The organism is Cupriavidus sp. 09_S30 (assembly GCF_056930435.1).
Genome location: NZ_JBXOWI010000001.1, coordinates 2,715,002 through 2,728,016 on the forward strand (window position 1 = coordinate 2,715,002; position 13,015 = coordinate 2,728,016).

The following is a 13,015-nucleotide window of genomic DNA, read 5'->3' on the forward strand; positions in this document are numbered from 1 at the left end:
GCGGCGCACCGCAGAACTGACGCAGTGTAAACAAAAAAACGGCTGGACATCGCCAGCCGTTTTTCCTTCCCGCGCCCCCGACCAGGCGGGAGCGCAGTCTCGCCACGCTTACTGCTGCTCGGTCGAGCCGGTCGTTGCGGGCGCTGCCTCGGCGGCTTGCGCGATCGGGGTGATGGTGCCACCCTCCTCGGCCAGCGCGGCCTTCAGCGACAGGCGCAGGCGGCCCTTCTCGTCGGCCTGGATCAGCTTGACGCGCACCTGCTGGCCTTCCTTCAGCCAGTCCTTGATGTCCTTGACGCGCTCGTTGACGATCTCGGAGATGTGCAGCAGGCCGTCCTTGCCCGGCAGGATGTTGACGATGGCGCCGAAGTCCAGCAGCTTCAGCACGGTGCCGGCGTAGATCTTGCCCACTTCGGCTTCCGCGGTGATGCCCTCGATGCGGCGCTTGGCCTCGGCCATGCCCTCGGTGGAGGTCGACGCGATGGTGATCGTGCCGTCTTCCTGGATGTCGATGGTGGTGCCGGTTTCCTTGGTCAGCGCCTGGATGGTCGAGCCGCCCTTGCCGATCACTTCGCGGATCTTGTCCGGATGGATCTTCATGGTGATCATGCGCGGCGCGTGCGCCGACAACTCGGTGCGCGCGTGGCCCATCGCGTGCTGCATCTCGCCCAGGATGTGCAGGCGGCCGTCCTTGGCCTGGGCCAGTGCGACCTGCATGATTTCCTTGGTGATGCCCTGGACCTTGATGTCCATCTGCAGCGCGGTGATGCCGTGGTCGGTACCGGCCACCTTGAAGTCCATGTCGCCGAGGTGGTCCTCGTCACCGAGGATGTCGGTCAGCACGGCGAACTTGTTGCCTTCCAGGATCAGGCCCATGGCCACGCCGGCCACGTGGGCCTTGACGGGCACGCCCGCGTCCATCAGCGCCAGGCAGCCGCCGCACACGGAAGCCATCGACGAGGAGCCGTTCGACTCGGTGATCTCCGAGACCAGGCGGATGGTGTAGGCGAACTCGTCGTCCTTCGGCAGCACCGGAATCAGTGCGCGCTTGGCCAGGCGGCCGTGGCCGATCTCGCGGCGCTTGGGGCTGCCCACGCGACCCGTCTCGCCGGTGGCGAACGGGGGCATGTTGTAGTGGAGCATGAAGCGGTCGCGGTACTCGCCGGCCAGCGCATCGATGATCTGCTCGTCGCTCTTGGTGCCCAGCGTGGCCACCACCAGTGCCTGCGTCTCACCGCGGGTGAACAGCGCCGAGCCGTGCGCGCGCGGCAGCACCGAGGAGCGGATCTCGATCGGGCGCACCGTGCGGGTGTCGCGGCCGTCGATGCGGGGCTCGCCGGCCAGGATCTGGCCGCGCACGATCTTCGCTTCCAGTTCGAACAGGACGTTGCCCACTTCGACCTTGTCGGCTTCCACGCCGGCTTCTGCCAGCTTGGCGGCAACGGTCGCGTAGACTTCCTTCAGCTTCTGGCTGCGCGCGGCCTTCTGGCGCAGCTGGTAGGTTTCCTGCAGCAGCGGCAGGCCGATCTCGCTGACCTGGGCGATCAGGGTCTCGTTCTTGGCCGGCGCGGTCCAGTCCCACTCCGGCTTGCCGCCTTCGCGCACCAGCTCATGGATGGCGTTGATGGCGATCTGCATCTGCTCGTGGCCGTAGACCACGGCGCCCAGCATCACGTCTTCGGACAGCTGGTTGGCTTCCGATTCCACCATCAGCACGGCGCGCTCGGTGCCGGCCACGACCAGGTCCAGGTCGGAGGTGGCGATCTGCGAGCGGGTCGGGTTCAGCAGGTACTGGCCGTCCTTGTAGCCGACGCGGGCGGCGCCCACCGGGCCGTTGAAGGGGATGCCCGACACGGCCAGAGCGGCCGAGGCGCCGATCAGCGCGGGGATGTCGGCCGGCACTTCAGGGTTCAGCGACAGCACGTGGATCACCACCTGCACGTCGTTGTAGAAGCCTTCCGGGAACAGCGGACGCAGCGGACGGTCGATCAGGCGCGAGGTCAGCGTCTCCAGCTCCGAGGGACGGCCCTCGCGCTTGAAGAAGCCGCCCGGGATCTTGCCGGCGGCGTAGGTCTTCTCGATGTAGTCGACGGTCAGCGGGAAGAAGTCCTGGCCGGGCTTCGGGGTCTTGGCGGCCACCACGGTGGCGAGCACCACGGTGTCTTCCACGTCGACGATCACCGCGCCGCCGGCCTGGCGTGCGATCTCGCCGGTCTCCATGCGCACGGTGTGCTGGCCCCACTGGAATTGCTTGACGACTTTATTGAACATGGTCATGAGCGTTCCTTCGTTCATGCTTGCACGCAAAGGTGCAACGCCCGCGCTCGCAGCCGCGGGCGAACTGCCGGGTCTGCGCCAGTTGCGGTCGAGGGGAAGTGCTATGCCATTCCAGCGCGCCACCGTGCCCCGTGGTGGTAATGGCGATGGCGCGCTGGAATGACACAAAACCCCGTTTCCTTGGCTGGCCCCGGTGTCGGTAGATAAAGAACTAACTAAGTTACCCCGTTGCACGCCTTGGTGCAACGGTCGCCGGGCCGGGTCGGCCGCGGCGGCTTGAAGTGAATTGAAATCCACTCGCAGCGGATGGCCCCGGGGAATTCCCGTGGGCCACAAAAACAAAATGCCTGCATCAGCGATGCTGACGCAGGCATTGCGGCTTCACGCGAACGCGTGCGGTCCGTTGGTCCGTGCCGCCATCCGGCTGTGCCTTACTTGCGCAGGCCCAGCTTCTCGATCAGCGCGCGGTAACGGTCCGCATCGTTGGACTTCAGGTAGTCCAGCAGGCGGCGACGGCGGCTCACCATGCGCAGCAGACCGCGGCGGCTGTGGTGATCCTTCATGTTGGCCTTGAAGTGCGGGGTCAGCTCGTTGATGCGGGTGGTCAGCAGGGCGACCTGGACTTCGGGGCTGCCAGTGTCGTTCTCGCCACGGGCGAACTGCTTGATGACTTCGGACTTGTTGATATCGGCGACTGCCATGATGATTTCCTTTCACTTGCGAACGCCACAGCGCGGGATGCGCCGCATGCGTCGTGCCTTGTGCTTTTTCAGGCATCTGCCGCGCCTGGCCGGCTGGCCTGGCGACGACAGGCCGCGATTATAGCCCAAAACGGCGAAGCGGCGCACGCCACGCGGCCCTAGAAGCGCTCCATGCGGCAGGTCGTCGGCAACATGGCCTGCGCCGCCGTCAGCTTGCGCACCGTGCGGAAGCCGTACCCCGAGCCCTCGTTATCGAAGCGCACCGCCCCACCCTGGCGCGCCATCTCCGACACATAGAGGGGCTGCTGCAGCTGGTGGTCGGCCGCGCGCATGGTCGCATCGTGGAAGGCGTTGGTGAAGCGCATGCCCTCCAGCGCACGGGCCACCTTGGCCACATCCGTCGAACCGGCCTGCTCGATCGCGCGCGCCAGCATCTCGACCATCACCTGCATGCGCAGCAGCAGGTAGTCGTCCTTCGGCTCGGGGTAGCGCGCGCGGAAGGCCCGATAGAAGGCGTCCGAGGCGGCGCCGCCGACGTTCGGATGCCACTCCGCGACCGCGAGCACGTGGTCCACGCCGGCATCGCCCATCGCCGCCGGCGCGCCCAGGCTGTTGCCATAGAAGGTGTAGAACCTGGCGGCCAGCCCGCCCTCGCGCGCCGCCTTGACCATCAGCGTCAGGTCATTGCCCCAGTTGCCGGTGATCACGGCATCGGCGCCGCTGGCCTTGATCTTGGCAATGTACGGCGCGAAGTCCTTGATCTTCCCGATCGGATGGAACTCGTCGCCCACCACCTTCACGTCCGGACGCTTGGCCTCGAGCATCGCAGCGGCAGAGCGCGCCACCTGGCGGCCGAAGCTGTAGTCCTGGTTGATCAGGTAGGCGCGGTGCACCGTCTTGTCGGCGCGGATGACCTCGGTCAGCGCCTGCATGCGCATGTCGGCGCTGGCGTCGAAGCGGAAATGCCAGAAGCTGCAGTTCTCGTTGGTCAGGCCCGGATCGACCGCCGAGTAGTTCAGGAAGAGCACGCGCGCCGCCGGTTCGCGAGAGTTATGGCGGTTCACCGCCGCCACCAGCGCGGCCGCCACGGCCGAGCTGTTGCCCTGCAGGACGAAGGGAATGTGCTTGTCGAGCAGCGCACGGAACTGGATCAGGCTCTCATCGACATTGCCCTTGCTGTCGAAGGTGACCAATTCCAGCGGCCGCGCCCCCTCGGCGGTCTTCACGCCGCCGCGGGCATTGACCTGATCGATCGCCAGGCGCAGATTGCGCGCCACCATTTCGCCGGCGTTGGCGAAGGGCCCCGACAGGCCGTCGATCATGCCCAGCCGGATCGGCTCCTGCGCCCCGGCCCCTGCCGCCACGCACAGCAAACCCGCCGCCAGCCAGCGCCACACACGCGCCCTCCGCCCCCATCCTGCCGATGCCGCCTCCGCCCTATTCCACACCTTCGCTCTCCCGATTCCGAAACGCGCATGGTAATGCAGCCACCCCGGCATGACCAAGGCGCGCGCATCGCGCAAATACCCGACAGTTGGCAGTGACTTGCACGAACTAAACGAGAGATTGGAATATCCAGCCCATGCGCAGCCGTGCGCCGCGCGGCCCGCGCGCACGTAGTGCCAGCTTCACACATGCTTGACCGCCCCGCTACACTCATGAGATCACGTGACGCCCGGGCGAACGGCCGCACAAGCGCCGCCCTCGCCAGCATCAACAAGGAATGCCATGAACATCCGATTGCCACGCACTGTCCGACAGCTTGCGCTCGGCCTGGCCGCGACCGCGCTGGCGGCCTGCGCCGTGCTCGCGCCCGTGCAGGAGGGCCAGAAACTGATCGGCTCGCCCCAAGCGGCGGTCCAGTCCACCTTCGGCCAGCCGACCGATGTCTACCAGCTGCGCGACGGCACCACGCGCTGGATCTATTCCAAGCAGCCGCTGGGCCAGCAGTCCTATGCCGCCGACTTCGACAGCCAGGGCCGGCTGACGGACTTCCGCCAGATGCTGCAGACGCCTGAGCTGTACAAGGCGCAGGTCGGCACCTGGACCAAGCGCGACGTGATGGAGCACTTCGGCCTCCCGCGCGAGCCGACGCAATACTTCCCGATGATGAAGCGCGAGGTCTGGTCCTACCGCTTCAAGCATGAAGGCCAGTGGCCTTCGCTGTTCAATTTCTACTTCGACGACGAGGGTGTCCTGCGCCAGACGCAGATCACGCCCGACCCGCTGTACGACAGGGCCGACTCGCGGCGCTGACGCCATAAAAAAAACCCGCCCTCCCCCGGTTCGGAGGAGAGCGGATTGTCCCGGTGTTCGGGCCGGTTGGGCCGTCGACCGCCTGCGCGGACCCGGGTCAGATCTGCGGGTTGATCTTCTGCACGGCCTTGTCGTGCAGCTTGTTCAGCGCGGCCAGGTAGGCCTTGGCCGAAGCTGCCACGATGTCCGGGTCAGTGCCCACGCCGTTGACGATGCGGCCGGCCTTGGACAGGCGCACCGTCACTTCGCCCTGGGCCTGGGTGCCGGTGGTGATCGCGTTGACCGAGTACAACACCAGCTCGGCGCCGCTGTCGACCTTGCTCTCGATCGCATGCAGCGTGGCATCGACCGGGCCGTTGCCCTCGGCCTCGCCGATCTGCTCCTGGCCGTCCATGTTGAAGACGACGCGTGCGTGCGGGCGCTCACCAGTCTCGGAATGCTGCGCCAGCGAAACGAAGCGGTAGTGCTCGTTGGACGCCTCGGCGGCCTCGTCGGACACGATGGCGACGATGTCCTCGTCGAAGATCTCGGCCTTCTGGTCGGCGAGTTCCTTGAAGCGGGTGAAGGCGGCGTTGACCTCGGCCTCGCTCTCCATCTCGATGCCCAGTTCCTGCAGGCGCTGCTTGAAGGCGTTGCGGCCCGAGAGCTTGCCCAGCACGATCTTGTTGGCGCTCCAGCCCACGTCCTCGGCGCGCATGATCTCGTAGGTGTCGCGCGCCTTGAGCACGCCGTCCTGGTGGATGCCCGAGGCGTGCGCGAAGGCGTTGGCGCCGACCACCGCCTTGTTGGGCTGCACCACGAAACCGGTGATCTGCGAGACCAGCTTGGAAGCCGGCACGATCTGGGTGGTATCCACGCCGACGTCGAGGTCGAAGTAGTCACGGCGCGTCTTCACGGCCATCACCACCTCTTCCAGGCTGGTGTTGCCGGCACGCTCGCCCAGGCCGTTGATGGTGCACTCGACCTGGCGTGCGCCGCCCAGCTTGACCGCGGCCAGCGAGTTGGCCACCGCCATGCCGAGGTCGTTGTGGCAATGCACCGACCAGATCGCCTTGTCCGAGTTGGGGATGCGCTCGCGCACCGAGCGGATCAGGCCGGCGTAGCCCTCGGGCACGGCATAGCCCACGGTGTCCGGCAGGTTGATGGTGGTCGCGCCTTCCGCGATCACGCCTTCCAGCACGCGGCACAGGAAGTCCATGTCGGAGCGGCTGCCGTCCTCGGGCGAGAACTCGATGTCATCCGTGAACTGGCGCGCGAAGCGCACTGCCAGACGGGCCTGTTCATAGACTTGATCGGGCGTCATGCGCAGCTTCTTCTCCATGTGCAGCGCCGAGGTGGCGATGAAGGTATGGATGCGGAAGGAGTTGGCCGGCTTGAGGGCCTCGGCGGCGCGCGCGATGTCCTTGTCGTTGGCGCGTGCCAGCGAGCAGATGGTGGAGTCCTTGACGGTCTGGGCGATGGCGCGGATGGCCTCGAAGTCGCCGTTGGAACTGGCCGCGAAACCCGCCTCGATCACGTCGACCTTCAGGCGCTCGAGCTGGCGTGCGATGCGGATCTTCTCGTCGCGCGTCATCGAGGCGCCGGGCGACTGCTCGCCATCGCGCAAGGTGGTGTCGAAAATGATGAGTTTGTCAGACATTGTGGGGCTCCTAGGCCAGTTTTGTGCTGTGTCGGCCAGCTTGCTGCCGGAATCTGTGGTCTGCTGAATGCAAAACGCCCCGGCGTGCATGAATGCAGGCCGGGGCGTTTTTGAATCCTGTTTGGCTTCGCGCGAGAGGGCTCGATCGTCCTCAGCAGTCCTCAGCGCGCACGCGTCCCGACCGGGTGGCCTAGTAGGCGACCTAGTAGAGTGCGGGCGGAAAGGGCTTGGCGCGAAATCATGCAGAGCAATATATCTGAGTTGGTGCGCGCGTGCAACACAGGGTTTTTCCGGGGCCGGCGGCACGCGCGCCGGGCATTCAGGCCTGGGGCGGAATGCGCAGCTTCTGGCCCGGGTAGATCTTGTCGGGATTGGACAGCATCGGCTGGTTGGCCTCGAAGATCCGGTTGTACTCCGCGCCATTGCCGTAGGCCGCCTGCGAGATGGCCCACAGCGTGTCACCCTTGACCACCGTGTGCCACTGCGACTCGGCGGACTCTACGTTGACCGACATCTGGTCTTCCACCTTGTCGACGCCCTGCACATTGCCACAGCAGAGGATGATCTTCTCGCGCGTCGCCTGGTCCGGCGCCACGCCAAACACCGTCACCAGGCCTTGGGCGCCGTCCACCTGCACGCTCAGCGCGGTGGCGTCGAGGCCCATTTTGCGGATGTAGGCCTCGATGGCCTCACCCGCGGCCCGGTTCGCGTCCTCGGCCCCGGCCGCGGCCGCATCGGACGCGCCGTTATCGGGTGCGGGAGCAGCCTGGGCCTGCCCGCCGCCGAAGAGTTTCTCGCCTGCTTCCTTGATGAAGTCCAGCACGCTCATGATGACCTCCTGGTGATGAATGCGCTACGCCTTGAATCTCCCGCCGCAGCCGTGCCGCGCGGGCGTAAAACCGAAGCCGCAGCGTAACCCGAAGCGCGGCCGGCAACCTGCAAACAAAAGCAAAGGCGAAATTCAGCCAAAAACAAAGGCGCCGCAGCGCCTTTGTTTTTGTCACCGTCCGGCTAGGAACCCTTGCCGTTGTTGCGCACCCGCGCCACGCCCGGCTTGCCGTGCAGCGCACGCCACGCCCACAGCACGTAGCCCGAGATCGCGTAGACCACGAACAGGCCGAACAGCGCCACCGGCGGATCGGTGGACACCACGACGAAGAGCACCAGTACCAGCACCATCATGCCGAACGGCACGCGGTAGCGCACGTCGAGCGCCTTGCCGCTGTAGAACGGCGCGTTCGACACCATCGACAGCCCCGCGTAGAGCGTGAGGCCGAAGGCCACCCACGGCATCCACAGCTCCTTGACCGACAACTTGTTGTCGATCACCAGCCAGACGAAGCCGGCCACCAGCGCCGCCGCCGCCGGGCTGGGCAGCCCCTGGAAGAAGCGCTTGTCGACCACGCCGATGTTGGCGTTGAAGCGCGCCAGCCGCAGCGCCGCGCAGGTGCAGTAGACGAAGGCCGCCAGCCAGCCCCACTTGCCCAGGTCGTGCAGGATCCACTCATACATCACCAGCGCCGGCGCCACGCCGAAGGAGGTCATGTCCGAAAGCGAATCGTACTGCTCGCCGAAGGCGCTCTGGGTATGCGTGATGCGGGCCACGCGGCCATCCATGCCGTCCAGCACCATGGCCGCGAAAATGGCGATGGCGGCCACGTCGAAGCGCATGTTCATCGCCTGCACGATGGCGAAGAAGCCGGCGAACAGCGCCGCCGTGGTGAAGGCGTTGGGCAGCAGGTAGATGCCGCGGTGGCGCGGCCGCACGAAGACGACATCGTCCTCCTGCTCATCGTGCTCGTCGCGCGGGTCGAAGCCGCCCGGGTCACCCCCGCGCAGCTGGTTGTGTCGGAACGGCCGCAGATGGGTCACGTTGCCGTTGCTGGCGCGCTTGTTGCGCCGGTTGAAAGCACCCATGCCGGTTCTCCTGTGCGTGGCTGCCGCTTACTGCTGCGCGTCCGCCACGTCGAGCTCCGCCAGCACGGTCGACGACGCCGACACCTTCTCGCCAATGGTCACGCGCGGGCGCGCGTTCAGCGGCAGGTACACGTCGACTCTCGAGCCGAAGCGGATGAAGCCATAGCGCTGGCCGCGCGACAGCGCCTCACCCACCTTCGTGTAGCACAGGATGCGGCGCGCCACCAGGCCGGCGACCTGCACCAGGGTGACGAGCTGGCCGTCGGCCGCACGGCGGATCACCACGGCGTTGCGCTCGTTCTCGTTCGAGGCCTTGTCCAGGTCGGCGTTGACGAACTTGCCGGCGAAGTATTCGATCTTTTCGACCGTGCCGTCGATGCTGCTGCGGTTCGAGTGGACGTTGAACACGTTCATGAACACGCTGATCTTCAGCGCCTCGCGGCCGGCATAGGCGTCCTGCACCTTCTCCACCGCGACGATGCGGCCATCGGCGGGCGCCAGCACCGCATTGGGCTGCTGCGGCACCGGGCGCGGCGGATCGCGGAAGAACTGCAGCACGAACAGCGTGATGATCCACAGCGGCAATGCCCACCAGAAGCCCGCGCCGGCGTTCACCAGCAGTGAGATGACAAAGGCGCCGACCAGGAACGGCCAGCCTTCACGGGCGATCAGCGGATGAGGATAGTTCATGCAAAGCTTGTTCGAAGATGAAAGTCTGACAAGGATAACAAAAAGCCGTCCCGCCTCCGCCCGAATCGCCCCTCGAATGGCAAGGGCAGGGGCGGTAGGCGGGACGGCCATGGCCGGCGGAGCCTTGCCCCGCCTGGCCTGCCGGCTCGCGCCAGCTTAGTTCTTCGACTGGTCGACCAGCTTGTTCTTGGCGATCCAGGGCATCATGGCGCGCAGCTTGGCACCCACTTCCTCGATCTGGTGCTCGGCCGTCAGGCGGCGGCGCGAGATCAGGGTCGGGGCGCCGGCCTTGTTTTCCAGCAGGAAGCTCTTGGCGTACTCGCCGGTCTGGATGTCGGTCAGGCACTGCTTCATCGCCTTCTTGGTCTCCTCGGTCACCACGCGCGGGCCGGTCACGTACTCGCCGTATTCCGCGTTGTTGGAGATCGAGTAGTTCATGTTGGCGATGCCGCCTTCATAGATCAGGTCGACGATCAGCTTGAGCTCGTGCAGGCACTCGAAGTAGGCCATTTCCGGCGCGTAGCCGGCTTCCACCAGCGTTTCGAAGCCGGCCTTGATCAGCTCGACGGTACCGCCGCACAGCACGGCCTGCTCGCCGAACAGGTCGGTTTCGGTCTCTTCGCGGAAGTTGGTCTCGATGATGCCGGCGCGGCCGCCGCCGTTGGCGGTGGCGTACGACAGGGCGATGTCACGGGCAGCGCCGGACTTGTCCTGGTGCACGGCGATCAGGTGGGGCACGCCGCCGCCTTGGGCGTAGGTGCCGCGCACGGTGTGGCCCGGGGCCTTCGGCGCGATCATGATCACGTCGAGGTCGGCGCGCGGGATCACGGCACCGTAGTGCACGTTGAAGCCGTGGGCGAAGGCCAGTGCGGCGCCTTCCTTGATGTTGGCGTGCACTTCGTTCTTGTACACGTCGGCGATCTGCTCGTCCGGCAGCAGGATCATGACCACGTCAGCGCCCTTCACGGCTTCGGCAACTTCCTTGACCGTCAGGCCGGCGTTGACCGCCTTGTTCCACGATGCGCCGCTCTTGCGCAGGCCGACCGTCACGTTGACGCCCGAATCCTTCAGGTTCAGCGCATGGGCGTGGCCTTGCGAGCCGTAGCCGATGATGGTGACGTTCTTGCCCTTGATCAGGGAGAGGTCGGCGTCCTTGTCGTAAAACACTTTCATGATGGTTCCTTCGCTTTCTGTCTATCTTGGTATGGATTGGCGGCGCCCCGTGCGCGATCTGCGCACCCGGTGCACGCCGCCGTGGATACTGCGGCTCTGGTTCTGGCTCAGACCTTGAGGATGCGCTCGCCGCGACCGATGCCCGAGCCGCCGGTGCGCACCGTTTCCAGGATGGCGGTGCGGTCGATGGCATCGAGGAAGGCATCCAGCTTGCCGCCGTCTCCGGTCAGCTCGATGGTGTAGGTCTTCTCGGTGACGTCGATGATGCGGCCGCGGAAGATGTCGGCGGTGCGCTTCAATTCTTCGCGCTCCTTGCCGACCGCGCGCACCTTGACCAGCATCAGCTCGCGCTCGATGTGGGCGCCCTCGGTCAGGTCGACCACCTTGACCACCTCGACGAGGCGGTTCAGGTGCTTGGTGATCTGCTCGATCACGTCGTCCGAGCCGGTGGTGACGATGGTCATGCGCGACAGCGACTGGTCTTCCGTCGGCGCCACGGTCAGGGTCTCGATGTTGTAGCCGCGGGCCGAGAACAGGCCGACCACGCGCGACAGCGCGCCGGCTTCGTTTTCCAGCAGGACCGAAATGATATGACGCATCACAGGTCCTCCGCGCCGAGCAGCATTTCCGAGATGCCCTTGCCGGCCTGCACCATCGGCCAGACGTTCTCCGTCGGGTCGGTCTGGAAGTCCAGGAACACGGTGCGGTCCTTCAGGCGGAAGGCCTCGCGCAGCGCGGGCTCCACATCAGCCGTCCTTTCGATGCGCATGCCGACGTGGCCATAGGCCTCGGCCAGCTTGACGAAGTCGGGCAACGCGTCCATGTAGGAGTGCGAGTAGCGGTTGTCGTACTCGATCTCCTGCCACTGGCGCACCATACCGAGATAGCGGTTGTTCAGCGCGCAGATCTTGACCGGGGTGTCGTACTGCAGGCAGGTCGACAGTTCCTGGATGCACATCTGGATCGAGCCTTCGCCGGTGATGGTCACCACTTCCTTCTCGGGGAAGGCTTTCTTGATGCCCATCGCGTACGGCAGGCCCACGCCCATCGTGCCCAGGCCGCCGGAATTGATCCAGCGGCGCGGCTGGTCGAACTTGTAGAACTGCGCGGCCCACATCTGGTGCTGGCCCACGTCGGAGCAGATGAAGGCGTCGCCCTTGGTCAGTTCCCAGATCTTCTCGACCACGTACTGCGGCTTGATGATCTCGGAATCGCGGTCGTACTTCAGGCAGTCCACCGAGCGCCACTGCTCGATCTGCTCCCACCACTTGGCCAGCGGCTCGCGGCGCGGCTTGGTCTCGCTCGCCTGCAGCTGCGAGATCAGCTCCTGCAGCACGTCCTTGACGTTGCCGACGATGGGGATGTCGACCTTGACCCGCTTCGAGATGGAGGACGGATCGATGTCGATGTGGATGATCTTGCGCGCCTGCGAGGTGAAGTGCGCCGGATTGCCGATCACGCGGTCATCGAAGCGCGCGCCGATGGCGATCAGCACGTCGCAGTTCTGCATGGCCATATTGGCTTCATACGTGCCGTGCATGCCGAGCATGCCGACGAACTGCTTGCTCGTGCCGGGGAACGAGCCCAGGCCCATCAGCGTGTTGGTGACCGGGAAGCCGGTGAGCTGGGCCAGCTGGCGCAGCTCGTCGCTGGCATTGGCCAGCACCACGCCGCCACCCGAATAGATGAACGGACGCTCGGCACCCAGCAGCAAGGCCAGGGCCTTGCGGATCTGGCCCGAGTGGCCCTTGTTCACCGGGTTGTACGAGCGCATGTCGATCGACTTGGGATACTCGTAGCGGCAGGCGTTGCGCGAGACGTCCTTCGGGATGTCGACCACCACGGGGCCCGGACGGCCGGTGGCAGCGATATAGAAGGCCTTCTTGATGGTGGCGGCGAGGTCGCGCACGTCCTTGACCAGGAAGTTGTGCTTGACGATGGGCCGCGTGATGCCAACCGTGTCGCACTCCTGGAACGCGTCCTGGCCGATGGCCGAGGTCGGCACGTTGCCGGTGATCACCACCATAGGGATCGAGTCCAGGTAGGCCGTGGCGATGCCGGTCACCGCATTGGTGACACCGGGGCCCGAGGTGACCAGGGCCACGCCGACCTTGCCGGTGGCGCGCGCATAGCCGTCGGCGGCGTGGACCGCTGCCTGCTCGTGGCGCACCAGGATGTGCTCGATCTTCTTCTGCTTGTAGAACTCGTCGTAGATATACAGCACTGCGCCGCCGGGGTAGCCCCAGACGTACTCGACGCCTTCTTCGGCAAGTGCGTGGACGAGGATTTCCGCCCCGATCATTTCGGGTGCGGCGGATGAATTGCTGTCGGCGTGGGAGAATTCCGCGCTGGGCATGTTCAT

Annotated in this window: 11 protein-coding genes; 1 reads left to right on the top strand and 10 read right to left on the bottom strand. The window is 65.8% G+C overall.

Annotation, left to right across the window (positions count from 1 at the left end):
- Positions 1-108 precede the first annotated feature (108 nt).
- The 3 genes from pnp to AC1Z3O_RS12865 form a co-directional block, all read right to left on the bottom strand.
- A complete protein-coding gene (gene pnp / locus AC1Z3O_RS12855; protein WP_483516102.1) occupies positions 109-2,277 on the bottom strand; it encodes a polyribonucleotide nucleotidyltransferase in 2,169 nt (722 codons plus the stop codon).
- 431 nt (positions 2,278-2,708) lie between these two features.
- On the bottom strand, positions 2,709-2,978 hold the full coding sequence (rpsO, locus tag AC1Z3O_RS12860; protein WP_483516103.1) for a 30S ribosomal protein S15: 270 nt from the start codon (positions 2,976-2,978) through the stop codon (positions 2,709-2,711).
- Between the two features lie 158 nt (positions 2,979-3,136).
- Positions 3,137-4,375 (bottom strand): branched-chain amino acid ABC transporter substrate-binding protein, encoded by a 1,239-nt coding sequence (locus AC1Z3O_RS12865; RefSeq protein ID WP_483516104.1) that lies wholly within the window; start codon positions 4,373-4,375, stop codon positions 3,137-3,139.
- Between the two features lie 331 nt (positions 4,376-4,706).
- On the opposite strand from AC1Z3O_RS12865, the gene AC1Z3O_RS12870 reads away from it, so the two are divergent.
- Positions 4,707-5,234, top strand: a complete 528-nt coding sequence (locus AC1Z3O_RS12870) for a hypothetical protein (protein WP_483516105.1) — start codon at positions 4,707-4,709, stop codon at positions 5,232-5,234.
- Between the two features lie 97 nt (positions 5,235-5,331).
- Here the strand turns inward: AC1Z3O_RS12870 and AC1Z3O_RS12875 are convergent, their stop codons facing one another.
- From AC1Z3O_RS12875 to AC1Z3O_RS12905, 7 genes are all read right to left on the bottom strand, one after another.
- On the bottom strand, positions 5,332-6,873 hold the full coding sequence (locus AC1Z3O_RS12875) for a 2-isopropylmalate synthase (protein ID WP_483516106.1): 1,542 nt from the start codon (positions 6,871-6,873) through the stop codon (positions 5,332-5,334).
- A 319-nt stretch (positions 6,874-7,192) separates the two neighbouring features.
- Positions 7,193-7,702 carry a peptidoglycan-binding protein LysM gene (gene lysM, locus AC1Z3O_RS12880; protein ID WP_483516107.1) on the bottom strand — a complete coding sequence of 170 codons (510 nt, stop codon included), beginning with the start codon at positions 7,700-7,702 and terminating at the stop codon, positions 7,193-7,195.
- A gap of 182 nt (positions 7,703-7,884) precedes the next feature.
- On the bottom strand, positions 7,885-8,790 hold the full coding sequence (gene pssA / locus AC1Z3O_RS12885) for a CDP-diacylglycerol--serine O-phosphatidyltransferase (protein ID WP_483516108.1): 906 nt from the start codon (positions 8,788-8,790) through the stop codon (positions 7,885-7,887).
- A gap of 27 nt (positions 8,791-8,817) precedes the next feature.
- Complete coding sequence (locus AC1Z3O_RS12890; protein ID WP_483516109.1) at positions 8,818-9,480, bottom strand: phosphatidylserine decarboxylase; 663 nt, start codon at positions 9,478-9,480, stop codon at positions 8,818-8,820.
- A gap of 156 nt (positions 9,481-9,636) precedes the next feature.
- Positions 9,637-10,653, bottom strand: a complete 1,017-nt coding sequence (gene ilvC, locus AC1Z3O_RS12895; protein WP_483516110.1) for a ketol-acid reductoisomerase — start codon at positions 10,651-10,653, stop codon at positions 9,637-9,639.
- A gap of 107 nt (positions 10,654-10,760) precedes the next feature.
- The gene (ilvN, locus tag AC1Z3O_RS12900; RefSeq protein WP_483516111.1) at positions 10,761-11,252 is read right to left on the bottom strand and encodes an acetolactate synthase small subunit; all 492 of its coding nucleotides are present in this window, start codon (positions 11,250-11,252) and stop codon (positions 10,761-10,763) included.
- Positions 11,252-13,015: an acetolactate synthase 3 catalytic subunit gene (locus AC1Z3O_RS12905; RefSeq protein WP_483516112.1), complete on the bottom strand. Its 1,764-nt coding sequence runs from the start codon at positions 13,013-13,015 to the stop codon at positions 11,252-11,254. Before AC1Z3O_RS12905 ends, ilvN begins: the two co-directional genes overlap by 1 nt.